The sequence below is a fragment of the Saccharopolyspora thermophila genome (genome assembly GCF_014646075.1).
In the GTDB taxonomy this organism is placed as follows: domain Bacteria; phylum Actinomycetota; class Actinomycetes; order Mycobacteriales; family Pseudonocardiaceae; genus Saccharopolyspora; species Saccharopolyspora thermophila.
In genome coordinates this window covers 262002-287267 of sequence record NZ_BMMT01000003.1, presented here as the reverse complement: position 1 = coordinate 287267, position 25266 = coordinate 262002, and the positions used below count along the sequence as shown (strand labels likewise).

Here is a 25266-nt window from a genome sequence, read left to right as displayed (position 1 = left end):
CGACTATCCTGCGAAACCGTACCTCGGACGGGAGAGCTGTAGGCGAAGAATGGCATCAACACCCACAACCAAGTCACAGGTCCAGGCGTATCGCTTCGTGTTGCGCCGGATGGAATCGGCGCTGGTGCGCAAAGACGCGGTGATGCTCCACGATCCGATGGGTGCGCACAAGCGGGCCACCATCGCGGGTGCGGTGCTCGCGGCCGTCGGCATGATCGGATTCCTGGTCTGGGGTCTGTTCGGCGGCAGGGGAACGGTGCCCGAACCGGGATCGATCGTGATCGCCAAGGAAAGCGGCGCCGTCTACGTCGTCACCTCCGACCAGCAGGCGCAGAAGCGGCTCATCCCGATGCTCAACCTCGCGTCGGCGAAGCTGCTGGTGATGGCGCAGGGCGGCGGTCAGGGCGGTGGATCGGTGGAGCCGACGATCGTCAAGGAGGCGGCCCTCGCGGACTTCCCGCGCGGTTCGCTGACGGGTCTGGTGAACGCGCCCACCTACCTGCCGAAGGCCGACAACCCGGCGGAGCCGTCGTGGGCGATCTGCGACGTGGGCCTGGTCCGGAACTCCCTCAACTCCGCCCGGGTGGAGGCCGCGACGAAGGTGGAGACCACGGTGATCGGTGGTGACGGCAACCACGGCACCGAGCTCGCGCCGAACCAGTCGCTGTACGTCAGGGACCAGACCTCCGGTGACGAGTACCTCGTCTACCGGGTGGAGAACCTGCCGGGCCGCCCGCACACCCGCGCCGTGAAGGCGAAGGTGCGGCGGTCCGAGGGCGCGGTGCTGGACATGTTCGGGCTGCGGGGCGCGACGCCGCGCACGATCAGCACCAACATGCTCAACGCGATCCCGTCCGTGCCGGACCTGGTGGTGCCGGACATCGATGGCCGGGGCGACCGGTTGTCCTACATGCCCAACCGACAGGTCGGTGACGTGGTGCGGCGGACCGTGCCGGGCCAGCCCGACGAGTTCTTCCTGCTGCTGCAGGATGGAAAGCAGAAGATCAACGAGGGTGCCGCGGCCGTGCTGCACGCGGACAAGAACAACAGCCGCGACATCCCGAACGCGACCGGTGCGGTGACCGACGCGCCGGAAGCAGAGGAGAAGCTCGACCTGTCGAACTTCCCGATGGCGGTGCCCACTCCGGTGTCCTTCCAGCAGTCCGACACCTCGTGCCTGAGCTGGAAGAACGTGCTGGGTGACCAGAACATCACGGTGACGCTGCACAAGGGCTCACCGGCCGCGAAGGCGCCGGTGAAGCTGGCCCAGTTCGACGGCCCGGGTCCGAAGGTCGACTACTACTACATGCCGGCGGGCAAGGCGGCCGTGGTGCGCGGCGCCGCGAACGAGGCCGGTGCGGACAGCGGGCCGATCTTCCTGGTGTCCGACCAGGGTGTGCAGTACGGCATCAAGGACGTGGCCACCGCGCAGGGCCTCGGTGTCATCGGCGGTGCCCTGGACATCAAGGCGGGTCCGGCGTGGCTGATGCGGACGCTGCCCAAGGGCGACTTCCTCGACCCGGCGAATGCGAGCATCACCTACGACTCGGTGCCGGTGGGGCCGGGCGGAGTGAACCGCCAGCCGCCGAAGCCGCAGCAACAGCAGCAGGTCGCCCAGGCCGGCCGCTGACCGGGAACCGAACAGGCCGGCTCCAACGTCCGAGGAGCAAGCGATCCGCCCGCAGCGCACGGTGACGTGACGCTGCGGGCGGATCGTCTTGAGAGCGACCGAAGTGGGAGGTGCTCGATGTCGGGGATCCGGGTCGATACCGAGTGGTTGGCCGCCTACGCGCGCGAGGTGCGGTTGGCCGGTGAGGAGATTTCCGCTGCGCAGCAGCCCTTGTTGGCCGCGCAGCTCACGCCGGAGGCGTTCGGGGAGGTCGGCCGCCAGGTGGGTGCGGCCGAGTCCTACCAGCGGCTCTGCACGCTGCTGCTGGACCAGCACCGCCGCGCCGGGGAGACGTTGACCAGCGCCGGTGACGAGCTGAGGCAGGTTGTGGAGTTCCACGCCGGGGGCGACGACGACAGCGCCAGCCAGCTGGCCCGGAAGCAGGAGGGGTGAGCATGGCGCGCAGCGATTCCGAGGTGGCCGAGCACCTCGACTACCTGACCCGCATCGCGGACTCCCTCGACGTCTCCGACGTGGTGCCCGAGGTGTTCGCGGACCTGGTGGGGCACCAGGACATGCTGCGCGAGGCCGCGGCGGTGTGGCGGCGCGGTGCCGAGCGCGTGGAGAAGGCCGCGGGCGACGTGCAGGGCAAGCTCGGCGGTATCGATTCCGCGTGGCAGGGCGCGGACGCCGACGCGTTCCTCGACCACATGCAGCAGGTGGGTCTCGCGGGCAACGACCTGGTGGACACCATGCGCGTGCTGGGCGACGCCCTGGAGGAGACCGCGGAGGCGATCCGCCTGCAGCTGGAGGACCTGGGGGATCTGCTGGCGGACACGGCTGATTCGGTGTCCGCGGCGCTGCTCGCCCCGGCCGAGGGCGCGAACCGGGCGCGCCGGCACCTCCTCGACCTGGCGGAACCGGCGGCGGACCTCGCGGAGTCCATTGCGGACACCTATCGGGCCTTTGCGCGGCTGTGTGACGACCTGGGGGCGGGGCGCGACGTCGGCGACACCCGGTTCGACCGCCGGATGCCCGACAAGCCGTGGGACTTCACGCCGCCCGCACCGGCTCCTGCGCCCGCGCCACCCGCTTCCGCGGAGGCCGCGTCGGCAGGCGCCGGTGCCGCGAGCGGTGGCGGTGGTACCGCGGGTGGTGGTGGCGGTGCTGCCGGCGTGGGTGGCGCGGGCGCCGCCGGGGTCGGTGGCACAGCGCCGCAGCCGGAACTGTCCCCCGGTGGGACCACGCGGGCTGTGGAGCCCTCGACGATGCCCCCGGCCGCGGCCGCGGGTGGTGCCGCGGCGGCCGGTGCGGCGGCCGCGGGCGCGGGAGCCGGTGGTATGTACGGCGGCATGATGCCGATGGGCATGATGGGCGGCATGGGCCAGCAGGGCGGCGAGCAGGAGCGCAAGAACAGCTCGCGGCTGAAGTCCAGACCGGAGGAGTTGTTCGGCACGCCCCCGGACGCGGCCCCGGCCGTGCTCGGCGACCCGCCGCGCAAGCAGGCCGGTAACAAGCCCGCCGCCACCAAACCGGCGGGTACGGGGCGCCTCAACCTGCCGTCGACGCCGGAACCGGCGGGCCCGCGCAGGTCCATCGACGACGCCCTGCACCCGAAACCGGCTGCGGCTTCGGGTGCGACGACGCGGAGGCTGACGACGAGCACGTCCTCGGAAGCCCCGCGGCGCAGGCTCAGGACCGGCACGGCCTCGGTGGGCGATGCTCCGCCACCGAAGCCGAAAACGGGCACGGCGTCGGTCGGTGATGCTCCGCCGCCCAAGCCACGCAAGCAGGACTGACGAGAACGGCCCGGTGTCCGTTGTGGACACCGGGCCGTGTCGCGATTCGTCAGCGGTTGCCGCGCGTTCTGGCTCGGACGTTGCGGACCGCGTTCACCAGGAACGCCGTGAAGATGATCGCCGCGATGCCCGCTCCGGCGCCGCCCATGGCCACGATCAGGGCCGGGAAGTCCTTCTGCGGGATCACGTCCGCCTGCAGGCGGGTCTGCTTCGGCGGCGGTGCCTGCTTGCCGTACTCGGACGGGAGGATGTCGCCCAGCGCGGCCATCGGGTCGATCATGCCGTAGCCGACGATGTCGTTGCGCCCGTTGATGCCGCCCGGGTGCAGCGCCGTCTGGGTGATCCGGTCCATCACTTGTTTGGGACTGAGCTGCGGGAACTTCTGCTTGATCAGCGCCGCCAGGCCCGCCACGTACGGAGCCGCGAAGCTGGTGCCCTGAATCGGTCCCAATTGGCCGTTCTGGCCCTCGGTGATCTGGCTGGCCAGACCCCGGCCGCCGGCACCCGGGTCGAGGCCGATCAGGTTCTCGCCCGGTGCGGCCACGTCCACCCACGGGCCGGGCACGGTGAACTCCGAGGGCGCACCCTGCTGGTTCACCGATGCCACGGTGAGCACGTAGTCGTCGAACCAGGCCGGCAGCACCGCGGTCGTCGGGCTGCCAACCGGGTTCTTCTGGCACACCTGGTCGGCATTGCCCGCCGCCGCGACGACCACCACACCGGCGTTGTAGGCGTCCCGGACCGCGTTGTGCAGCTGCTGGTTTCCCCAGTCAGCGGGGTTGGCCGCCTGCGCGATCGGCTGGCAGGACGACTGGGAGATGTTAATGACGGTGGCGCCCGAGGCCACCGCGCTGTTGATGGCCTGCGCCAACGTGTGCGTGTTGCCGACCGTCGAGCTGTTCGCCCGGCTGCTCCACAGCCGGGAGGTCTGCCGGATCGACAGGATCGTGGCGTCCGGCGCGACCCCGACGTATCCGGTTTGGCCGGTCTCGTCCGGGGCTGCCCCGATGATGCCCGCCACGAGCGTGCCGTGCCCGTCGCAATCGGTGGTGGCCCCGCCGGGAAGGGCACTGTCGCCGCCCCGCAGGTGCTGCAGCCGCGGGTGCTGGTTCACCCCGGTGTCGATGACGGCGACCGTCTGTCCCGCACCGGTGATGCCCTGCTCGTGGGCGCGTTCGTAGCCGAGCACCAGCTGGCTCCACGGCTTCTCCTCGATCAGGGAGTTGCCGGTGTTCCGCTGCATACAGCCTTGCTTCTGCTCGTAGTCGCCGCTGATCGCGTCCACGCGGCTGCTGGCCTTCTGGGACTCGTCCAGCGGCGGTGGGCCGATGGTCTGGCCCACCGCCGGGGCCGTCGGACCGCCGAGCGTGAGGGTGCCCACCGCGGCGCACAGCGCGACACCGCGCAGCACGCCGCGGGAGCGGAGGTGCCTAGAGCGCATCACGCTGCCCCTCAGAAATTGATGTTGAGGTCGCGGATCTTCATGTAGAGGTCCATCGCGGCCAGCGCGAGCGGCAGCACCAGGGCGATCAGGACCGCCTCCAGGATGTCCACCGTCCGGCGCTGCACCGGGGAGAACCGGCGGTTCGGGAACACCACGCCGAAGATCAGCGACAGGATGCCGAGCACCAGCAGCGGCGGGAACACCCAGGCCACCGCGATCGGCGTGGTCGCCACCTGCACCAGCAGCCCGACGGTGATGCCCAGCGAGGACAGCAGACCGCTCAGCAACAGGGCGATCGCCTGGCTGCCGTTGGCGTAGTTGCGGCCGCGCAGCAGCAGCACCGCCGACACCACGATCGAGAACACCGCACCCCAGATGCCATTGAGCGCCGCGAGGATCGCGCCCAGCGCGGCCACCAGGCCGCAGCCGATGATCAGACCGGTCATGTACTGGTGCGCCAGGCCGGTTTGCCGCTCGATCATGCGGTAGTCCGGGAAACCGGTGTCCTCCTTGAGGTCCTCCGCGCTGCCCGGGACGTGCGGCAGCGGCAACTTCGCCAGCTGGATGGTGATCCGCGGCAGCAGCGAGATGCCCGCCAGGCCGACAGCCGCCGCACCCGCGGCGATCCCGGCGGTGGTCGCGCCCGGAACCAGCACCGCCACAACGAAGGAGAGGGTGGCGAACGCGCCGACGGTGGCGGCGGCGATGAACGTGACGATGCCCGCGCCGATCACCATGATCGACACCGAGGCGAAGATCAGTACCAGCGCGGACGCCAGCAGCAGCCGCGGTTCCAGTGCCCGGCCGGGCACGATGTTGAAGCCCGCGACGAACGCCATCGGCAGGCCGCCCGCGGCGGCGATGACGGTGCCGGTGGTCGGCGCCGCGTAGGCGCGGGCGACGATCGAGCCGACGCCGGTGGCGAAGATGGCCACGACCCCCGCGGTGACCGCCGCCACGACCTGGAACACGATCGCCGAGGTCTGGTCCATCTGGTGGAACAGCCACGCCGGGCCCGCCAGGCCCATGGCGAGGGCCGCGGCGATGAACGCCAGCGCACCCGCGATGTGCCCGACCTTCTGCGCGGTCTCCTTGGTCCACGGGCGGTAGCTGCCGGGTTCGGCTTCCGCGAGCGCGTCGACGACGTCGTCGTACAGCGGCGGCGGCGGGTTGTCCGACCTGCGCCGCAGCTGGAGCATGTCGCCGTCGACGATCCCCTGCGCGGCGAGGGTCTGGCTCGGGTCGAGGGGCTGGCTCTCACCGAGCTTGGCCAGGCACCACCCGCCGTGCCTCGAACCGCCGTCCGGGGAGACTTGCTTCGCCATCTCCAGCAGCATCGGCAGCAGGTCCGCCACCGCCACGTCCGCGGGAAGCGCCAGGTCGATGCGAGTTGTAGGCGCCACCACCGTCACGCGGCTGAACACCGTGGTCCCGGTCGCCACTTGGGCCCCCTACTCCCTGAAGTCCGATATGCCTTGCGTTCGTCTGTCGCTGGTCTCGATCCAACCAAGCCCGGATTTTCTGCTGAAACCCACCCGCCCGGTCGAAGAGCGCCCCTAGTATGGCCACACCGGCCGTCGGGGGGTGACAGGTTTGGGGGAACTCGTTCCAACCAGTTCGCATCGGGTTGGTCACGTCGGGACTCCCACCCCGCCGCCGGTGGCGGTGCAGCGGTACAGAATGCTGGCTGCGAGATTCGCACGTTCGACACGGAAAGGTTGTTGCGTCCGGTGAGCACGCTGCAGTTCAAGCGAACGCCACGCCTGGCCGCTCCCAGGCCACCGGGCGGGGAGGTGCACCTCGAACCACCGCCGGAGATTCCGCGGACGATCCCGGGCAACATCGTCCAGAAGGTCCTTCCGGGCGTCATGATCGTCGCCTCGCTGGGAATGATGGTCTTCATGCTCCAGCGGGCGCGGGACAACCCGATGATGATGATGATGCCGATGATGATGCTCATCTCGACCTTCGGCATGATGGCCGGCGGCGGCCGCGAGGGCAGCCAGAAGAAGGCCGAGATGAACGAGGACCGCAAGGACTACCTGCGGTATCTCGGTCAGATGCGGGATCGCGCGCGGGAGGCCGCCGACGAGCAGCGGCTGGCCCGGGAGTGGGTGCACCCGGATCCGCAGATCCTGTGGTCGATGGTCCACAGTCGGCGGATGTGGGAGCGGCGCCCCAACGACAACGACTTCTGCCAGGTCCGGGTCGGTCGCGGTGCGCAGCGTCTGGAGACCCGCCTGGTGCCGCCGCAGACCGGTCCGGTCGACGAGCTGGAGCCGATCACCACGCTGGCGCTGCGCCGCTTCGTGCGCGCGCACTCGCTGGTTCCGGACCTGCCCATCGCCACGTCACTGCGCGGTTTCGCCGCGGTCGGTCTGCAGGGTGACCGCGAGCTGACCCGCGCGCTGGCGCGCGCCATGATCTGCCAGCTGGCCACCTTCCACACCCCGGACGACGTGCTCATCGCGGTGGCCGCCAGCGGCCCGGCGCGCACGGCGTGGGAATGGGTGAAGTGGCTGCCGCACGCGCAGCACCCGACGGAGACCGACGGCATCGGCCAGATGCGGTTGATGGACGGGTCGCTGGCCGCGATCGAGCAGATGCTCGCCGAGCAGCTGGCCGGTCGGCCGCGTTTCCAGCGCAACACGCCGCCGCCGGAGGGCCAGCCGCACATCGTGATCGTGCTCGACGACGCCGAGATCTCCCGCGAGGAGGCGCTGATCGTCGAGAACGGGCTCGCCGGTGTCACCATGATCGACCTGTCCGACCTGCTGGGGCAGCTCACCGCCCGGCGCGGCATGCGGATGGTCGTGGAGGAGGACCGCATCGGTGCCCGCGGTGGTGCGGGCGTCGAGTGGTTCGGCAAGCCGGACGCGCTGAGCATGGAGGAGGCCACCGCGCTGGCCCGCCAGCTCGCGCCGTACCGGGTCGCCGGTGGCGCGAGCGCGGTCGACGACTCCGGTGGTTACGAGCCGCTGACCACGCCGCTGAACTACATCGAGCAGCTGGGGCTGGCCGGTGACGTGATCACCTTCGACCTCAACGAGGCGTGGCGGCCGCGTCCCCGCGACGACATGTACAAGGTGGCGATCGGCCCCGGCGAGCAGGGCGAGATCGTCCAGCTGGACATCAAGGAAGGTGCCGCGGGCGGCATGGGCCCACACGGCCTGTGCATCGGTTCGACCGGTTCCGGTAAGTCGGAGTTCCTGCGCACCATCGTGCTCGGCATGATGGCCACGCACTCCGCGGAGCTGCTGAACTTCGTGCTGGTCGACTTCAAGGGTGGCGCGACGTTCAACGGCTTCGAGAGCGCGCCGCACGTGGCCGCGAACATCTCCAACCTGGAGAACGCCGCCATCCTCATCGACCGTATGGAAGACGTCATCCGCGGTGAGATGGCCCGGAGGCAGGAGATTCTGGCGACGGCCAAGGCCAAGGACGTCTGGGACTACCGCAAGAAGCGCGACGCCGGCGACCCGTACGCCCAGGAGCCGATGCCGGCACTGTTCATCGTGCTGGACGAGTTCACCGAGCTGCTGGAGCAGAAGCCGGAGTTCGCCGAGCTGTTCGTGATGGTCGGTCGACTCGGTCGTTCGTTGCAGATGCACCTGCTGCTGGCCACCCAGAAGCTCGAAGAGGGCAAGCTGCGCGGCCTGGACACCCACCTGACCTACCGGATCGGTCTGCGCACCACGAGTGCGGCCGACTCCCGCGCGGTCATCGGCGTGCCGGACGCGGCGGACCTGCCCAGCTCGGGTGGTCACGGTTTCCTCAAGCACCCCAACGGCATGGAGCGGTTCCGCGCCGCGTTCGTGTCCGGTCGGCTGCACCAGACCAGCGGTGTCCGCCCCGCGAGCCAGAACGTGGCCGTGGTGACCGCGGACAAGATGCCGCAGTTGTTCGTGCCGGAGTACATCGAGAAGCCGCCGGAACCCGAGGTGCCGGAGGAGGAGCCGGAGGAGAAGAAGGAGAAGGACGAGGGGCCGACCGACTTCGAGATTGTCATCCAGAAGGTCACCGGTCAGGGCCCGCAGGCGCGGCAGATCTGGCTGCCACCGCTGGACGTGCCGCCCACTCTGGACGCTCTGCTGCCGCCGTTGCAGGCGACCGACGACCGCGGTTACACGGCGGCCGGGTATGCCAACTCGGGCAAGCTGACCGCGCCGATCGGTCTCATCGACATGCCGTACCACCAGCGGCAGGAGCCGTTGGTGCTGGAGCTGCTGAGCAGCCACGGCGCGGTGGTCGGTGGTCCGCAGTCGGGCAAGTCGAACGTGATGCGGACGATCATCGCGTCGATGGCGCTGACCAACACCCCGGAGGAGGCGCAGTTCTACTGCGTGGACCTCGGTGGTGGTGCGATGGCGCAGGTGCGCAACCTGCCGCACGTCGGCGCGTACGGCAGCCGCCAGAACCCGGACATGGTGCGGCGCACGATCGCGGAGATCAAGACGCTGATCGCGCAGCGGGAGGCGTTGTTCCAGCAGCAGGGCATCGACATCGCCGAGTTCCGGGCGCGCCGGCGCCGCGGCGAGATCGAGGACCCGTACGGCGACGTGTTCCTGATGATCGACGGCTGGCGGTCCTTCCGCGAGGACTTCGAGCAGCTGGAGCAGGACGTGCTGGGTATCGCCGCGCAGGGCCTGACCTACGGCGTGCACGTGATCGTCTCCGCGACGCGCTGGGCGGAGATCCGCCCGGCGTTGAAGGACATGCTGGGTGTTCGGGTGGAGCTGCGGCTCGGTGACCCGAGCGAGTCGGAGATCGGCCGCAAGGCGGCCCAACGGGTGCCGATCGGTTTCCCCGGCCGGGGCCTGTACTGGGAGGGCGACCTGCACTACCTGATCGCCCTGCCCCGGGTGGACAGCGACCGGATGGGTGACCGGGTCGGCGAGGAGCTGGTCCGGGCCGACGAGGAGCGGCGTCCTCCGACCCCGGCCTGGCAGCTGTACAGTGCGGACGTCTCCGAGGGCGCGGCGGACCTGGTCAACCGGGTGCGCAGTTCCTGGAAGGGGCGCCCGGCGCCGCAGGTGCGGCTGCTGCCGGAGGTGCTGCCGATCGAGCAGCTGCCGCGTCCCGACCAGCAGCCGAACCCGAAGCTGGTGCCGATCGGCATCAACGAGGACGGCCTGCAGCCGGTGTACCTCAACTTCAACGCCGAGCCGCACCTGTACGCCTTCGGCGAGCCGCAGTCCGGCAAGTCCGCGCTGCTGCACACCATCACGCGCGGGATCATGGAGCGGTACACGCCGAAGGAAGCGCTGATCCTGTTCGTGGACTACCGGCGCAGCATGCTGGCCTTCCGCAACACCCCGCACACGCTCGAGTACTCGATGAACGCCGACCAGGTCAAGAGCAACATCAACGACGTGTGCGCGGCGTTGAAGAAGCGGCTGCCCGGTCCCGACATCACGCAGGAGCAGCTGGAAAGCCGGTCCTGGTGGTCCGGTCCGGAGCTGTTCGTCATCGTCGACGACTACGACATCGTGGCGCCGCGCGGCGCCAACCCGATGCAGGCGTTGGCGGAGTTCGTGCCGCAGGCCAGCGACGTGGGTCTGCACGTCATCCTGGCGCGCAACTCCGGTGGTGCGAGCAGCGCGCTGTACGAGCCGATCATCGGCAAGCTCAAGGAGTCGGTGGCTCCGGGCCTGGCGTTGAGCGCGAACAAGGACGACGGCCAGCTGGTCGGCAACATCAAGTCGCGCAAGATGCCGCCGGGCCGCGGCATCCTGGTCGCCCGCAGTGTCAAGGACGGCCAGCAGACCATCCAGGTCGCCTTCCCCTGGAAGGAACAGCAGAAGCGCTGATCCAACGGTCCCGAAAAGACCTCCCCCACCACGCGGCGGGGGAGGTCTTCCCTTGTCCGGGGCACCGGTGCGGGGCCGCGACCGGTCGCAGCGCGCCGGCGTTCGGGGTTGGCGCCGCGGAACGGACCTGCGCGAAACGACTTCGATCAGGTGCTCGCGCGAATCGACCGATCAGGGGCAGACTGTTGGAGCGCTCGCACCTTTGGCTACTAGGGTGCTCGGGGGGAGCCGGCGGGCCCGACGCCTCGGCCGCCGGACGAACGACGTCGCCGGAAAAGGCGCTCCGGCGACGGTGAAGGAGCTTTGGGTGTCCCTGCACGTCTCGATTGACTTTGGCACGTCGAGCACATGCACGGTGGTGTCCGTCGGCGGTGCCGAACCGCAGGTGGTGGTCATCGACGGCCAGCCGCTGGTGCCGTCGGCGGTGTTCGCCGCGGCCGACGGCACCCTGTTCGTCGGACACGAGGCCGAGCGGCAGGCCGCGGTCGACCCCGCCCGTTTCGAACCCCACCCCAAGCGCCGCATCGACGAGGGCGAACTGCTGCTGGGTAGCAGCGTGCTCAAGGTCGGCGACGTGGTGCGCGCGGTGCTGCAGCGCGCCGTCGGCGAGGCCCGGCGCTTCGCCGGGGGCGCGGCCGTCGACCTGCTCGTGCTGACCCACCCCGCGGACTGGGGGTCGGTGCGCACCGGGGTGCTGCGCCAGGCCGCCGCCGGGCTCGGCAAGGAACTGGTCCTGGTGCCCGAACCGGTGGCCGCGGCGGTGTTCCACTCCGCCGGCCACGGACTGCCCGACGGCGGCGCACTGGCCGTGCTCGACCTCGGCGGCGGCACGGTGGACGCCAGCGTGGTCCGCAAGCAGGGCTCGTCGTTCCAGGTGCTGGCCACCCGCGGGGAACCGAACTTCGGCGGGGCGGACATCGACCAGGCGCTGCTGGACCACGTGGGACGCCTCGTCTCGGCCACCGATCCCGAGGCGTGGCGGCGGCTGGTGGAGGGCCGCGAACTTGCCGACCGCCGTCGGCGCCGGGTACTGCGCCAGGACGTCCGGGGCGCCAAGGAGACCCTGTCCCGGCACACCTACACTGACGTGCCGATGCCGCCACCGTTCTCCGACGCGCACGTCACCCGCGTCGACCTGGAGGCGCTGATCGCCGCGCCGCTGGCCAAGGCCGCCGACCTGGTGCTGACCACGCTGCGCGAGGGCAACGTGCCGCGGCAGCAGCTGGCCGGGGTGTTCCTGGTGGGCGGCTCCAGCCGGATCCCGTTGGTGGCGCGGCTGATCCACGAGCGCACCGGCGTCGTCCCGACCACTTTGGACCAGCCGGAGACCGTGGTGGCGCGCGGCGCGCTGCGCGCGGTGCGGCTGGACCCGGACCGTGGCGGCGGGCTGGCACCCGCCGGTGCCTGGGCGGGTGCCACGACGGTGCGTTCCTTCCCGGTCTCCGGCCCGCCGTCCGGTGGCCACCCGGCCGGCCCGGGCACGACGGCGGGCGACTCGCTTAGCCGCGCCCGCACCATCGTGATCGGCGGCAGCGACCAGACCATGCCCGTGCGGCACCAGCGCAGCAGCCGCCGCCGGGCCCGCAGGACGCCGTGGCTGGTCGGGGCCGGTGCGGTGGCCGTGGTGCTGGCCGCAGCGGTCGGCGCGCTCGTCGCCTTCAGCGGCAGCGGATCGCAGGCCGAACAGGACGATCCACCGCGCCGCGTCGTCCAGTACGACTACGAGTTCGACTACCCCGCGCACTGGAAGCAGATCGGCGGCGATCCGCGGAAACTGCAGACCCTGATCGGCCCGCAGGAGGGCAGCCAGGACTCGCTGGTGGCGGTCGAGGAGGGCAGGTTCGACTACGACACGGACACCGACCGCAACCGGGCGGTGCAGCAGCTGCGCGCCGAGTACCAGGCGGCAGTCGCCCGCGGCGAGCATTTCTCGCGGTTCAACGCTTCGGCCAGTTTCGCCGGTCGGGACGTGGTGTACTACCAGGAAACGCTGTCCGGTGCGACGGTCGACTGGTACCTGCTGTACCAGGGGCAATTCCGGATCAGCGTCGGGTGCAAGTACGGCTCCGCCGACAAGGAGGACGTGCTGCGCGCGTGCGAACAGGTCGTTGGATCGGTCCGAGTGCGCTGAACCGGTGGAGAATTTGCGCGCGTCGGATCGCCGAACGCCCATCCGCCCGCCCGGCAGGAAGGCTTTGATATGGCAGATTCCACAGAATCCCTGCGTCGATTCCGATCCGAGCTCGCCAACGCGGTCGGTCGCAGCCGCCGGGCCCGCCGCGAAGCCCTCCACCGCCGTGAGGATGCGCGAAAGCGCCCGACAAAACCCGGCGGCGAAGCCAGCTCCGGCGGCCAGGCCGCGGCCGAGCACCGCGCCGCCGCGCTCGCCTACCGGCAGCGGATGGGACTGGAGGTTCCGGAGTTCGCCGAGCCGGAGTCGAATGCGCCCGCGCAGAACTCCGCAGAACCCAAATCGCAGGAGCAAACGCCCTCCGACGGCAGCGATCTCGACTTTTCGCAAGCGCGAATCATGCGATGACCTGCGGGTTTGCGTTCTTGCGTTTACATCAGCAACGGGTTCCACGGAAATCCGGGACAACGTGGAACCGAACGTGGCAATGTCTGCGTCGCAGGTTCATCCGAACTTGGTGACGAGATCGAAGGGGGTCATCCGCAGATGGCTGGAATGGGTGCAGACGTCGAGGCGATCCAGCAGGCGTCGGTCGACATCGATGAGGCGCGCAGCGCGGTCGAGGCGGCGCTCCAGCAGCTGCACGGCAACCTGGAGGGGCCGCTGCAGAACTGGAAGGGCCAGGCCGCCGACGTCTTCCGCAAGCTGATGGAGCAGTACGAGGAGAGCGGCAAGAAGATCCTGCAGAAGCTGGACGAGCTGGGCCAGAACGTCAGGAGCTCCGGTCAGGACTACGCGCAGGCCCAGGAGGAGCAGGCGGCCGAGATCTCCAAGATCCAGTCGCTGCTCGAGGGCTGAGCCCGTCGCCTCCGGCGAGTGCAACTCCACTTTCTAGACCATTAGTTTTCTTCCGAGGGGACAGGTAATGAGCGAGATCAAGGTCAACTTCGCGGAGCTGCAGCAGGCGTCGGACGACCTGCAGGCCGCCGCCCAGAAGATCCAGGCCGAGCTGGACGAGCTGGAGGGCAAGATCCAGCGGCTCGTCGCCACCTGGGAGGGCGACGCCCAGGCCGCCTACCAGGAGGCCCAGCGCCAGTGGGACGAGGAGGCCAAGAGGATGCAGGAGACCGCTGCCAAGATGGGCACCGCGGTCGGCGTCGCCAACGAGGCGTTCCAGGCGGGCGAGGCCAAGAACGCCGCTCGCTTCCTCTGAGCTCGCTTCCTGAGATCGTCATCACGCGGCCCCGGTGATCCGCCGGGGCCGCACCGCTGCCCGGGGTGCGTGGGGTACCGCCCCCGGGCGTTCGCTATCCTGAGTATGGCGATCTGGCAGGTCAACAGCCTCGCCCCCGCTACCGAGGACCCGTTTTGACCGGGCCAGAAGCCACCCAGTACCCTCATTCTTTGTTGTGCGGTGCGCGGCTGCAGTGCGCGCCAGCGGAACGGATCGGCGCAAGCCGGATCGCGGTCGGCGGCGGCGTACTGATGGACGTGCCGGTTCCCTCCAGGGGGTTCCCCGGGGAACCGACCGGCGTGGTCAAGACGGGCTCCGCACTGACGACTCCGACGCGAACGACGAGGTAGACCCGTGCGCACGTACAGCCCGAAGGCCGGCGAGGTGACCCGCGCCTGGCATGTGATCGACGCCGAGGATGTGGTGCTCGGCCGGTTGGCGACTCAGGCCGCGACGCTGCTGCGCGGCAAGCACAAGCCGACCTACGCGCCGCACGTCGACACCGGCGACTTCGTCGTCATCGTCAACGCCGAGAAGGTGGCCCTCACCGGTAACAAGCGCGAGCAGGCGTTCCACTACCGGCACAGCGGTTACCCCGGTGGTCTGCGCAAGCAGTCCTTCGGGGAGGTGCTGCAGAAGCACCCCGAGCGGCTGCTCGAGAAGGCGATCAAGGGCATGTTGCCGAAGAACAAGCTTGGCCGGGCCATGGGCAAGAAGCTCAAGGTCTACGCCGGGCCGAACCACCCGCACCAGGCCCAGAACCCGCAGCCGTTCGAGATCAAGGGCAAGGTCAACAAGTGACTGACGAACTTCAGCAGGAAGAAGCAGTGAGCGCGCCGGAGGAGGCCACCGAGGCCGTCGCCCCGGTCCCGGTGCCGACCGGCCGTCCGGTGCAGACCGTGGGCCGCCGCAAGGAGGCCGTGGTGCGTGTCCGGCTGGTTCCGGGCAACGGCGGCTTCAAGCTCAACGGCAGGAGCCTGGAGCAGTACTTCCCGAACAAGGTGCACCAGCAGCTGATCAAGGAGCCGCTGGTCACCGTCGAGCGGCTGGAGAGCTTCGACGTGGTGGCCAACCTGCGCGGTGGCGGCCCGTCGGGCCAGGCCGGCGCGCTGCGGATGGCGATCGCCCGGGCCCTGGTGGCCTACGACCCCGACGACCGCCCGGCGCTGAAGAAGGCGGGCATGCTCACTCGCGACGCGCGGGAGAAGGAGCGCAAGAAGTACGGTCTGAAGAAGGCCCGCAAGGCGCCGCAGTACAGCAAGCGCTGACGCGAACTTCATCCGATCTGCGGGAGTAGCCGATAGTCCACTGCGGACAACGGCTGCTCCCGCAGTCGTATGCGTAACCTGGTCCCCACCGCTGCGCGCTGGTAGCCGGGCGCGTAGATTCCGCGTCGCATGAGGAGGACGTGCTGCTGATGTCTCGGTTGTTCGGCACCGACGGGGTGCGCGGGTTGGCCAACGCCGACCTGACGCCGGAACTGGCGATGTCGGTGGCCGCCGCGGCGGCCCGGGTGCTCTACGACCGGGACGATTCGCAGCGCCGGGTGGCGCTGGTGGGCCGGGACCCGCGGGCCAGCGGCGAGATGCTGGAGGCGGCCGTCACGGCGGGCCTGACCTCGGCCGGGGCAGACGTACTGCGGGTCGGCGTGCTGCCCACCCCGGCGGTGGCGCACCTGGTGGCCGAGCTGGGCGCGGACCTGGGCGTGATGATCTCTGCCTCGCACAACCCGATGCCGGACAACGGGATCAAGCTGTTCGCCGCCGGTGGGCACAAGCTGCCGGACGCGGTGGAGGACGAGATCGAGGCGCGGCTGCCGGAGGCGGTCGAGCGGCCCACGGGCGCCCAGGTCGGCCGGGTGCGGGACGTGCCCGACGCGGTGCACCGCTACGTCGATCACCTGCTCGAGGCGGCCCCGCAACCGCTGGGTGGGCTCAGGGTCGTGGTGGACTGCGCCAACGGCGCGGCTGCCGCGGCGGCGCCCGAGGCGTACCGCCGGGCCGGGGCCGAGGTGATCGCCATCAACGCCGAACCGGACGGCATCAACATCAACGACGGCGTCGGCTCCACCCACCTGGAGCCACTGCAAACCGCGGTCGTGGAGCACGGTGCGGACCTCGGGATCGCGCACGACGGCGACGCCGACCGGTGCCTCGCGGTGGACTCCAGCGGGGCCGTGGTGGACGGCGATCAGATCATGGCGATCCTCGCGCTGGCGCTGCGCGAGGCGGGCGAGCTCACCAAGAACACGCTGGTCGCGACGGTGATGAGCAACCTCGGTCTGCACCTGGCGATGCGTGAGCACGGCATCCAGCTGCGCACCACGGCGGTCGGCGACCGATACGTGCTGGAGGAACTGCGGGCCGGCGGCTTCGCGCTCGGCGGAGAGCAGTCCGGCCACGTCGTGTTGCCCGGGCACGCCACCACCGGTGACGGCCTGCTCACCGCGCTGCGGCTGATGGGGCGGGTGGCGGTCACCGGCACACCGCTGGCGTCGCTGGCCAAGGTCATGCGCCGGTTGCCGCAGGTGCTGGTCAACGTGCGGGTGGCGGACAAGGCCGCGGTGGTCGCGGCGCCCGCAGTGCGTGAGGCGGTGCGGGCGGCCGAGGCGGAGCTGGGTGACACGGGGCGCGTGCTGCTGCGCCCGTCCGGCACCGAGCAGCTCGTGCGGGTGATGGTGGAGGCGCCGAGCGAGGACGGTGCGCAGGCGGTGGCGGCGCGTTTGGCGGAGGTCGTTGCCGCAATCCGGTGATTTTTGTGATTTTGATCTCTCATGCGGCCACGATCTGTGAGAGCCTCCTCACATGGGTGCCATCGTTGTCGCCATCGTTGTGGGGCTCGTCGCCGTCGGGCTCGTCGTCGCTCTCGTGATCTTCTCCACGCTCGCGCTGGCCGGGCTCAAGGCCGTGAACGCCGCGCACGAGAGCCGCTCCTGGTTCGTCAACCGCAGGCGGCGGTAGGCGCACCATGCGCGGACGGTTCCTCGGCGACCTGATGATGGTCCTCGTCGTACCCCTGGTGCTGATGGTCCTCAGCGCCTTCGTGCTCGCTGTCGTCCTCGCCCAGGGCTGGGGTCTGCACACGATCTTCGAGTAACCCTGTCCCGGTCTGCCGGCCGAACTGGCATCATCGGTGCCGTGATCGGCGGCTGGGAACTCGTGATGATCCTGTTCGTGCTCCTCCTCGTGGGTGGCGGCACGCTTGTGGCGGTGCTCGTCATCCGGAGCAACCGCACGAAATCGGGGCACCCGCCCCAGCAGTACGGCTACCCGCCCCAGCAGTACGGCTACCCGCCGCAGCAGGGCTTCGGCCAGCCGCCGCAGGGGCCCTACCCGCCCCAGCAGGGCTACGGCCAGCCGCCGCAGGGCCCCTACCCGCCGCAGTGACCAGCTCGGACTGGCTCGGCCTGCGATGCGCACCGGGGCAGGCTCGGCAGATTCCCCCTCCGGTGCTGGAACGGAGCAGGACATGACGGCGATGCTCATCTTCGTGCTGATCTCACTGCTGATCGGGGCAGCGCTGGGCTTCCTCGTGGCCTTCCTGATCTTCCGGAACAACAAGCCCGCGCAGCCGCAGACCTTCGTCGCCCAGCAGCAGGGCTTCGGGCAGCCGCCGCAGGGTCCTCACCCGCCGCGGTGATCCTTTACGGATGCAAGCACCTACGCCGATCTCTCATCCTGCCTCGCCCGAACCTGCCAAGATGTGGAACCACATGGTCTTGGCAGGCGTCGGAGCCATTGCCGACGTCACCGTCCCGGTGGCGGGCGGCTCAGCGATGAGGAGGGGGAACGGTGTCCGGGTTCGGGGCAAATGCCGGTGAATTCGTCTCCACAGCGGGCAGCATCAGGGGTGCTGCGGACCCGGTTCGGGACGACCACAGCAAGAAGATCGCCGACATGGGGATGGGGCAGGCCGACTTCGGCAAGGCGCACGGGGAGAACTTCGGCCCGTACCAGCAGGCCATGACCAAGATCTCCAAGTGCGTGGCCAGCATGGCCGACGCCATGGACGACTTCGCCGGAAAGATCGAGAAGACCGGCTCCGGCTACACCTGGTCCGACGCCGACGCGGCCGACACCGTCAAGTCCGGGGGTAACTGATGTCCGACGACACGCCGAAGTGGGAAGACATCAAGAAGCTCCTGGACGACCCGAACGTCTCCGACGAGAAGAAGCGCCAGCTGGCGCTCGCCTACGCCGCCGAGGACGACTGGGCGATATTCGGCGTCCGCGACGAGGTCGAGCCGTACCTGGACAAGTACGACGACGGCTACTGGCGCACCCAGGGTGAGTCTCTCGCGTCGGCGTTCAACCGCGACGACAACCTCAAGGACGCCTACAAGTCCGCCAAGGAGGAGGCGGACAAGGCCGCCGACAAGGCCAAGAAGCACGACCAGGCCGTCCAGAACGGCAAGAACGCGCTGGAGGACAGCAAGCGCAAGGCCGAGAACGGCGACCACGGCGGCGCCGGGGCCAAGACCGCCGACGAGCTGCTCGACGCGGGCAAGCCGGGCCTGCTGTTCTTCGAGAACTGGGTCCCGCTCTACGAGAAGATCGAGCATGACGTCAACGACCGCAGCAAGGTCCTCAAGGTCGACAAGATCAGGGAGCGCTACGACGAGCAGCGCCAGCTGAACTTCGACAAGTTCGCCAAGAACATCGACGACCTCAAGGCCGCCGAGAAGGGCATGCGGGAATCCCTGCAGACCATGTCCGACAAGCTCGGCTCGTTGTGGAAGAGCTGGACCGGCAGCGCCTCCGATGCCTCCCAGAAGTTCTTCTCCGGGAAGTTCACTCCCACCGCGCAGGAGCGCGTGATCAGCACCGTCAGCGACGCCGCGTCGATGACCCAGGACACGGTCAAGGCCGTCGCCGAGATGGTGCGCAGCAAGGCCAGCGCGGTGCTCCAGCTCGACCAGTACGCCGACAGGATCGGTGGCAAGGCGCCGCAGGACTGGGACACCACCATCAAGGTCGCCAACGGCACCGACGATGACACCACGCTGCGCACGGCCTGCTCGATCTGGAACGTGCCGATCGACGAGGACTGCGGTGACCTCACCGAGGAGGTCAAGCGCAAGATCGAGGACGAGTGCCGCAAGGGCGTCCGTGAGTGCTTCGCCAAGTCCGTCGAGGACCAGTGCAAGGCGTTCACCGACCTCTGCGACAAGACCAAGAAGAACATCAACGACGCCTGGAAGAAGCTCAACGACGAGTTGGGCAAGGCCGAGGAGAACCCCTTCAAGAACCCCGGCGGCAAGGACGACGACGGCGGCGGTGACCGAAAGGGCGGCGGTCGAAAGCAGGGCGGCGGCTCCGGTGGCGGAGGCGGCGGTGGCGGCGGCGGTGGTGCCGGGACCGGCGGCGGCGGTGGTGGCGGCGGCGCCGGGACGCCGCAGACGCCCGAGATGCCGAAACCCGAGATGCCGGAGACGCCCAAGCCGCCGGAGATGCCGCAGATGCCCGAGGTCCCCGGCATGCCGGGTCAGGGTGGCGGCGCTGGTGGCACGGGCGACCAGCAGGAGGTCACGCTCGGCGAGGGCCAGGACGCGGTGACCATCCAGGAACCCGGTCCGGACGGCACGATGCAGGTCGAGCTGATGGGCCCGGACGGCAAGCCGAAGACCTACGAGGTCGACTTCGGCCAGCCCGGCGACCCCGGTCGGCCCTCGCCGGGCCAGCTGCCAGGTCAGCTGCCGGGGCACCCCGGTGGGGGGACCATGCCCGCGCCCGGTCAGATGCCGGGTGGCATGGCGCAGGGTGGTCAGGGCCCGATCCCGGTGCAGGCCGGCGAGGACGGCAAGGCGGTGATCCGGGAGGGCGACCGCACCATCACCCTGGAGCGCACCCCGACCGGCGAGATCCGGGTCAACGTGGACAACGGCGGTGGCCAGCCGCCGTTGCACCAGACCATCAACTTCGGCGACGAGCAGCCGAAGCCGCAGCACGTCAGCGAGCGCGATTACATGAGTGCCGGGGCGACCCGGCCGGGCGAGTACACCGAGGCGTTCCGCGCCGAGGGCGGCCGGCCCGGTGGCCCCGCCGTGGACGCGGGTGGTTTCACGACCATGCCTGCGGATGCGGGTGGTTTCACCGCGATGCCTGCGGATGCGGGTGGTTTCACCGCGATGCCTGCGGACGCGGGTGGTTTCACCGCGATGCCTGCGGACGCGGGCGGGTTCACGACCATGCCTGCGGATGCGGGTGGTTTCACCACCATGCCTGCGGACGCGGGCGGGTTCACCACCATGCCCGCGCCGGACACCGGCGGTGCGGCTCCCGAGGTGACCGCGCCCGCTGCGACGGGGGCACCGGCCGCCACGATGCCGCAGTCGGCCGGTTTCGGCTCGTTCAGCGGGTACGGCGAGGGGGTGCCGAATTCCTTCGGCAGTGCCTCCGGCCAGCTGTTCGGCCTCGATCAGGACCAGCCGGGCGGTGGCCATCCGGGAGGCGGGCAGCCGGCCGGCGGGTTCGGCCAGTCCGACCATCCCGGGTCGAGCGGTTCGACCGGGCTGTCGTCGCTGAGCGACGCGGCCCCCGGCAGCCCGCAGGGCGCGACCGGCCTGTCCTCGCTCGGCGGTGACCCGAACGGCGCCACGTCCGGCAGCTCCGGGCAGAGCACCCCCGCGATGGGCGGCATGATGGGCGGCATGGGCGCGATGGGCGGCCACGGCGGCCAGCAGGGTGGCGACCAGGAGCGCACCAACTCCAGCCCGTGGCGCACCCAGGGGCAGCTGTTCGACGACGGTGTCGACGCGTCCAACGTGCGGTTCCGGTCGGTGCTCGGTGAGGACCGGCAGCGATGAGCGGCAGGGCCGATGAAGAGGTGGGGCAGTGACGGCCGTCAGTGACAGTGCGCGGGCCTTCCGCAACTACATGGAGGCCCTGACGACGACGCACGTAGCGAGCGTCCGGGTCGTCGAGCAGACCTGGGCGGACACCGCCAAGGCGGCGGACAGGAGCGCCCAGGAGCTCACCGAGAAGGGTCAGAAGCTGGTCCAACGCATCCGGGAACGCGCCGAGAACCTGCGCAGGGCCGACGAGAAGCGCGGGGTGCAGGAGATCGCGGTCGGCGAGGAACCGGAGACCGAGGACCCGGATCCCGAGGTCGAGCGCTTCTCCCAGCACCTGTACGCGCAGCAGCGGAGCAAGGCCGACGAACCGGCCGCCACGGCGGCGCAGTCGGCGGCCCCGCCGCAGTCCGCGCCGCCCGGTCGGCACGCCTCCCCGGACCCGGAGCCCAGCAGCGGCTGGACCGTCCAGGCAGGCCGGTTCGGCCGCCGCAACCAGCAGCCGACACCGCCTCCGGCGGCACCGCCGAAGCCACCGGCGCCGAAACCGGCACCGCGTCGGCAGCCGGTCATCGACGATGACGACGACTTCGAGAACCAGAGCTGGCTGCGCTGACGGACTTCGGGCTGTGATCGCGCGAGCACAGCCCGAAGTGCTCACTGTCGGGGATACCCGCCCTGCGGGAACTGGGGGGTGGACGGCGGGACGCTGCCGCCCTTCGGCCGGAACGCGTTGCGCACGGGCGGCAGGAAGGCCAGCCCGGCCAGGACGGCCGCGGGCACGAACGTCACGATGCCGGCCCAGGAGTAGAGCGCGTCGGCGAGCGTCTCGCCGCGTTCCGGCTCCATGTTCAGGTACCCGAGGACCATCTCCTTGACCAGGTTGCCCAGCAGCAGCGCGGCCGCGACGACCATCAGGATCGGCGCGATCCGGAGGCGCAGGATCAGCAGCACACCACCCGCGATCAGCGCCAGGGCACCCGGAACACACAGGAGCAGGCTGATCAGCGAGCTGTCGAGGTAGTCGATCAGCACGACCAGCCCGACGACGATCGAGACGGCCCCGAGGATGATCGCGAAGACGGGGCTGGGCCGCGGCGCCTGCTGGGAAGGTCCGCCGGGCTGCTGGGGAACCTGCGGCGGATATCCCTGCTGCGGTGGGACGTTCCACTGTGGGTAGCCGGGTTGTTGCGGGTAACCCGGCTGGTGCGGGTGGCCGGGTGGCTGTTGTGGCGGATGCCCGTAGGGCGGTTGCGGCGACGTCATGGCGCCGATTGTGGCCCACCGGGGCGATGCTGTGGACCGCGAACTGCCGACCGCCCGAACGAACTTCGTCGGCAGCGACCGCAGCAGAGCTTTGATCACCTGCTCACGGGGAGTGTCGATCGATGACAGGGTGTCCCGTGGCCCTGGAGATCGCGCCCGAGGTGTGGGTCACGCGGCGAGGTCGCCACGGGTGTGGTCGTGGTTGATGCTGCTTCCGCCGACGTCCGCGCCCAGCAGCGCCTCGCCGCGCCGGTCACCGGCCAGGGTGCGCAGGAAGAACGCCGTCAGCAGGGCCCTGGTGACCCGCTGCGTGGCGTACTCCGACCTGCCGTGCAGGACCAGCTGCGTCCAGTGCCGCCCCTCGGCGAAGCCGAGGTGACTGGCCTTCTTCACGATCCGCAGCTGCACCGGGCCGCCCCAGGCGCGGGCGATCGGTTCGGCGTTGGCCACCGGCGGGGCGAGCAGGTCGTTGCCCGCCGCGACGTGTAGGCCGGGCACGCGCACCCGGTTCGCCGCCTCGAACGCCGACGGCCTGGTCTCGGCCGCGGCGAGGGTCGCCACCGCGCGCACCCGCTCGTCCTCGGCCGCCGCGAGCACCGCGCACCCGCCGCCCATGGCGTGCCCGGCCACCCCGAGCCGCTGCTCGTCGACGCTGATGCCGCCGTCGCCGAGCCGGACGCCCACGCAGACGTCGAGCGCGGTGCGCAGGTCGGTGGCGAACAGCCGGTGCGAGGCGAAAACCCCCCGCTGGGTGGCGGGCGCGGCGACGACGATGCCCCACGACGCCAGGTGGCGCATCAGACCGAGGTAGCGCCGCGGCGGTTGCAGCCAGCCGTGCCCGAACGCGACCGCGGGCAGGCCGAGGCCGCTGCGCGGCGTGCACACGATGCCGGGCAGCCCGACGAGGGCGAGGTCGCCGTGCAGCACGTCGTGCGGTCCCCGCCGGGACAGTTCTTCGAACGCCTTCTTCGCGGAAGGGGCCTTTTTGGCAGTGCGCGCCATGGTCAGCAACGGTAGCGGACCCGCGCGGCCACGCGCGGTCGCTGCCGCGTGGGTCCGGCTCCGCGGGCGGTGTCGGGGATCCCACAACCGGGCCACGTGCCTGGCCCGCGACCTGCACTGCCGCGTGAACCGGCCGGCGTCCCGTCCACGGCTGCGGAGGTTCAAACCATTCGGAGTAGCTACGCTGGTTCGGGTGTGCGGCATCGTTGGTTACGTAGGACATCGCCAGGCGCTCGACGTCGTCCTGGGCGGACTCCGGCGGCTCGAGTACCGCGGCTATGACTCGGCCGGGGTGGCCCTGCTCGACGGGACGGGCAGCATCGCGGTGGAGCGGGCCGCGGGCGCGCTGTCCAACCTGGAGAAGCGGCTCGCCGAAGCCGACGGCTCCCGGTTCGAGGGCAACAGCGGCATGGGGCACACCCGGTGGGCCACCCACGGGGCGCCCACCGACCGCAACGCCCACCCGCACCGCGACAGCAGTGGCCAGGTCGCGGTGGTGCACAACGGGATCATCGAGAACTTCGCGGTCCTGCGCGCCGAGCTCGAGGCGGCGGGCACCGAGATGGCCAGCGACACCGACACCGAGATCGCGGCGCACCTGATCGCCGCCGCCTACGCCGACGGCCCGACCGCCGGTGACCTGACCGCCAGCGTCTGCGCGGTCGTCCGGCGGCTGGAGGGCGCGTTCACGCTGGTCGTCACGCACGCCGCCGAGCCGGGCACGATCGTCGCCGCCCGCCGGTCGTCCCCGCTGGTCGTCGGGGTCGGCGAGGGCGAGCACTTCGTCGCCTCCGACGTGGCCGCGTTCATCGAGCACACCCGCGACGCGGTGGAGCTCGGCCAGGACCAGGTGGTCACCATCACCCGCGACGGCTACCGGGTGACCGACTTCTGGGGTCAGGACGTCGAGGCCAAGCCGTTCCGGGTCGACTGGGACCTGTCGGCCGCCGAGAAGGGCGGCCACGACTACTTCATGCTCAAGGAGATCGAGGAGCAGCCCGAGGCGCTGGAGAACACGCTGCGCGGGCACTTCGCCTCCGGCGGCATCGTGCTCGACGAGCTGCGGCTGACCGAGCAGGACCTGCGCGACGTGGACAAGGTCTTCGTGGTCGCCTGCGGCACCGCCTACCACTCCGGGCTGCTCGCCAAGTACGCCATCGAGCACTGGTGCCGGGTACCGGTGGAGGTCGAGCTGGCCAGCGAGTTCCGCTACCGCGACCCGGTGCTGGGCCGCGACACCCTGGTGGTGGCGATCTCGCAGTCCGGCGAGACCGCCGACACCCTCGAAGCGGTGCGGCACGCGCGCACCCAGCGGGCGCGGGTGCTGGCGATCTGCAACACCAACGGCGCGCAGATCCCGCGCGAGTCCGACGCGGTGCTCTACACCCACGCCGGCCCGGAGATCGGGGTCGCCGCGACCAAGACGTTCCTGGCCCAGATCGCGGCGAACTACCTGGTCGGGCTGGCCCTGGCGCAGGCGCGCGGCACGAAGTACTCCGACGAGGTGGCGCGCGAGTTCGCCGAGCTGGCCGCGATGCCGGACGCGGTGCGCCGCACTCTGTCCACTGTGGAGCAGGTGCGGCGACTGGGTCGCGAGATGGCCGACGCCAAGGCGGTGCTGTTCCTGGGTCGCCACGTCGGCTACCCGGTGGCGCTGGAGGGCGCGCTCAAGCTCAAGGAGCTTGCCTACATGCACGCCGAGGGCTTCGCCGCCGGCGAGCTCAAGCACGGCCCGATCGCGCTGATCGAGGAGGGGTTGCCGGTGGTCGTGGTGATGCCGTCGCCGACCGGCCGGGCCCTGCTGCACGCCAAGATGGTGTCCAACATCCGCGAGATCCAGGCGCGCGGCGCGCGCACCATCGTCCTGGCCGAGGAGGGTGACGAGGCGGTGCGGCCGTTCGCCGACGAACTGGTCACCATCCCGGCGGTGCCAACGTTGCTGCAGCCGCTGGTGTCGACGGTGCCGCTGCAGGTGCTGGCGGCCGAGATCGCCCGGGCCCGCGGATACGACGTGGACAAGCCCCGCAACCTGGCCAAGTCCGTCACCGTCGAGTGAGCTTCGCGCACGCACACCCCTGGAGTGATCGCCGGGCGTTCGTCGTCGTCGAAAGGTGTTCCGCGCCGGGCATGTCGGGATCTGCCGCGCGCCGCGGGCGGGCAGACTGGGCGCACCGGTGATGA

23 protein-coding genes are annotated in these 25266 nt (G+C 70.4%); 19 read left to right on the top strand and 4 right to left on the bottom strand.

What is annotated here, in order from left to right; all coding sequences use genetic code 11:
- Positions 1 to 49: 49 nt before the first annotated feature.
- The 3 genes from eccB (at position 50) to IEY17_RS07490 (ending at position 3408) form a co-directional block, all read left to right on the top strand.
- The gene (gene eccB / locus IEY17_RS07500) at positions 50 to 1630 is read left to right on the top strand and encodes a type VII secretion protein EccB (RefSeq protein WP_188986554.1); all 1581 of its coding nucleotides are present in this window, start codon (positions 50 to 52) and stop codon (positions 1628 to 1630) included.
- 117 nt (positions 1631 to 1747) lie between these two features.
- Positions 1748 to 2062, top strand: a complete 315-nt coding sequence (locus IEY17_RS07495) for a PE domain-containing protein (protein ID WP_188986553.1) — start codon at positions 1748 to 1750, stop codon at positions 2060 to 2062.
- A gap of 2 nt (positions 2063 to 2064) precedes the next feature.
- On the top strand, positions 2065 to 3408 hold the full coding sequence (locus IEY17_RS07490; RefSeq protein WP_188986552.1) for a WXG100 family type VII secretion target: 1344 nt from the start codon (positions 2065 to 2067) through the stop codon (positions 3406 to 3408).
- A gap of 49 nt (positions 3409 to 3457) precedes the next feature.
- Here the strand turns inward: IEY17_RS07490 and mycP are convergent, their stop codons facing one another.
- Both mycP and eccD read right to left on the bottom strand, forming a co-directional pair.
- The gene (mycP, locus tag IEY17_RS07485) at positions 3458 to 4849 is read right to left on the bottom strand and encodes a type VII secretion-associated serine protease mycosin (protein WP_188986551.1); all 1392 of its coding nucleotides are present in this window, start codon (positions 4847 to 4849) and stop codon (positions 3458 to 3460) included.
- A gap of 11 nt (positions 4850 to 4860) precedes the next feature.
- A complete protein-coding gene (eccD, locus tag IEY17_RS07480; protein WP_188986550.1) occupies positions 4861 to 6294 on the bottom strand; it encodes a type VII secretion integral membrane protein EccD in 1434 nt (477 codons plus the stop codon).
- Positions 6295 to 6582: 288 nt separating this feature from the next.
- Between eccD and eccCa the strand changes: the two genes are divergently transcribed.
- The 15 genes from eccCa to IEY17_RS07410 all read left to right on the top strand — a co-directional run bounded on the left by eccCa (position 6583) and on the right by IEY17_RS07410 (position 21433).
- Complete coding sequence (gene eccCa / locus IEY17_RS07475) at positions 6583 to 10662, top strand: type VII secretion protein EccCa (RefSeq protein WP_188986549.1); 4080 nt, start codon at positions 6583 to 6585, stop codon at positions 10660 to 10662.
- Positions 10663 to 10969: 307 nt separating this feature from the next.
- Entirely contained in the window at positions 10970 to 12793 is a 1824-nt protein-coding gene (locus IEY17_RS07470; protein WP_188986548.1) for a type VII secretion-associated protein, read from the top strand.
- Between the two features lie 69 nt (positions 12794 to 12862).
- Positions 12863 to 13201, top strand: a complete 339-nt coding sequence (locus tag IEY17_RS07465; protein ID WP_188986547.1) for a hypothetical protein — start codon at positions 12863 to 12865, stop codon at positions 13199 to 13201.
- A 147-nt stretch (positions 13202 to 13348) separates the two neighbouring features.
- Positions 13349 to 13651, top strand: a complete 303-nt coding sequence (locus IEY17_RS07460; RefSeq protein WP_229679920.1) for a WXG100 family type VII secretion target — start codon at positions 13349 to 13351, stop codon at positions 13649 to 13651.
- Between the two features lie 67 nt (positions 13652 to 13718).
- Complete coding sequence (locus IEY17_RS07455) at positions 13719 to 14006, top strand: WXG100 family type VII secretion target (protein ID WP_188986545.1); 288 nt, start codon at positions 13719 to 13721, stop codon at positions 14004 to 14006.
- A gap of 375 nt (positions 14007 to 14381) precedes the next feature.
- The gene (gene rplM, locus IEY17_RS07450; RefSeq protein WP_188986544.1) at positions 14382 to 14828 is read left to right on the top strand and encodes a 50S ribosomal protein L13; all 447 of its coding nucleotides are present in this window, start codon (positions 14382 to 14384) and stop codon (positions 14826 to 14828) included.
- A 26-nt stretch (positions 14829 to 14854) separates the two neighbouring features.
- Entirely contained in the window at positions 14855 to 15295 is a 441-nt protein-coding gene (gene rpsI, locus IEY17_RS07445; RefSeq protein WP_373289854.1) for a 30S ribosomal protein S9, read from the top strand.
- 149 nt (positions 15296 to 15444) lie between these two features.
- Positions 15445 to 16779: a phosphoglucosamine mutase gene (gene glmM / locus IEY17_RS07440; protein ID WP_188986543.1), complete on the top strand. Its 1335-nt coding sequence runs from the start codon at positions 15445 to 15447 to the stop codon at positions 16777 to 16779.
- A 52-nt stretch (positions 16780 to 16831) separates the two neighbouring features.
- The gene (locus tag IEY17_RS07435) at positions 16832 to 16987 is read left to right on the top strand and encodes a hypothetical protein (RefSeq protein WP_188986542.1); all 156 of its coding nucleotides are present in this window, start codon (positions 16832 to 16834) and stop codon (positions 16985 to 16987) included.
- A 7-nt stretch (positions 16988 to 16994) separates the two neighbouring features.
- Positions 16995 to 17123, top strand: coding sequence for a hypothetical protein (locus IEY17_RS25760; RefSeq protein WP_268240308.1), 129 nt, complete (start codon positions 16995 to 16997; stop codon positions 17121 to 17123).
- Between the two features lie 41 nt (positions 17124 to 17164).
- The gene (locus IEY17_RS07430; protein WP_188986541.1) at positions 17165 to 17413 is read left to right on the top strand and encodes a hypothetical protein; all 249 of its coding nucleotides are present in this window, start codon (positions 17165 to 17167) and stop codon (positions 17411 to 17413) included.
- Between the two features lie 82 nt (positions 17414 to 17495).
- On the top strand, positions 17496 to 17666 hold the full coding sequence (locus IEY17_RS07425; protein ID WP_188986540.1) for a Z-ring associated ZapG family protein: 171 nt from the start codon (positions 17496 to 17498) through the stop codon (positions 17664 to 17666).
- Positions 17667 to 17818: 152 nt separating this feature from the next.
- Complete coding sequence (locus IEY17_RS07420) at positions 17819 to 18127, top strand: hypothetical protein (RefSeq protein ID WP_188986539.1); 309 nt, start codon at positions 17819 to 17821, stop codon at positions 18125 to 18127.
- Positions 18127 to 20832, top strand: coding sequence for a YML083C domain-containing protein (locus tag IEY17_RS07415; RefSeq protein ID WP_188986538.1), 2706 nt, complete (start codon positions 18127 to 18129; stop codon positions 20830 to 20832). Before IEY17_RS07420 ends, IEY17_RS07415 begins: the two co-directional genes overlap by 1 nt.
- Positions 20833 to 20860: 28 nt before the next feature.
- Positions 20861 to 21433 carry a hypothetical protein gene (locus IEY17_RS07410; protein WP_188986537.1) on the top strand — a complete coding sequence of 191 codons (573 nt, stop codon included), beginning with the start codon at positions 20861 to 20863 and terminating at the stop codon, positions 21431 to 21433.
- 41 nt (positions 21434 to 21474) lie between these two features.
- Here IEY17_RS07410 and IEY17_RS07405 read toward each other — a convergent pair whose 3' ends face one another.
- Together IEY17_RS07405 and IEY17_RS07400 are read right to left on the bottom strand one after the other, a co-directional pair.
- A complete protein-coding gene (locus IEY17_RS07405) occupies positions 21475 to 22083 on the bottom strand; it encodes a hypothetical protein (protein ID WP_188986629.1) in 609 nt (202 codons plus the stop codon).
- A gap of 168 nt (positions 22084 to 22251) precedes the next feature.
- A complete protein-coding gene (locus IEY17_RS07400; RefSeq protein ID WP_188986536.1) occupies positions 22252 to 23085 on the bottom strand; it encodes a dienelactone hydrolase family protein in 834 nt (277 codons plus the stop codon).
- Positions 23086 to 23278: 193 nt separating this feature from the next.
- Between IEY17_RS07400 and glmS the strand changes: the two genes are divergently transcribed.
- Positions 23279 to 25141, top strand: a complete 1863-nt coding sequence (glmS, locus tag IEY17_RS07395) for a glutamine--fructose-6-phosphate transaminase (isomerizing) (protein ID WP_188986535.1) — start codon at positions 23279 to 23281, stop codon at positions 25139 to 25141.
- Positions 25142 to 25266: the final 125 nt, after the last annotated feature.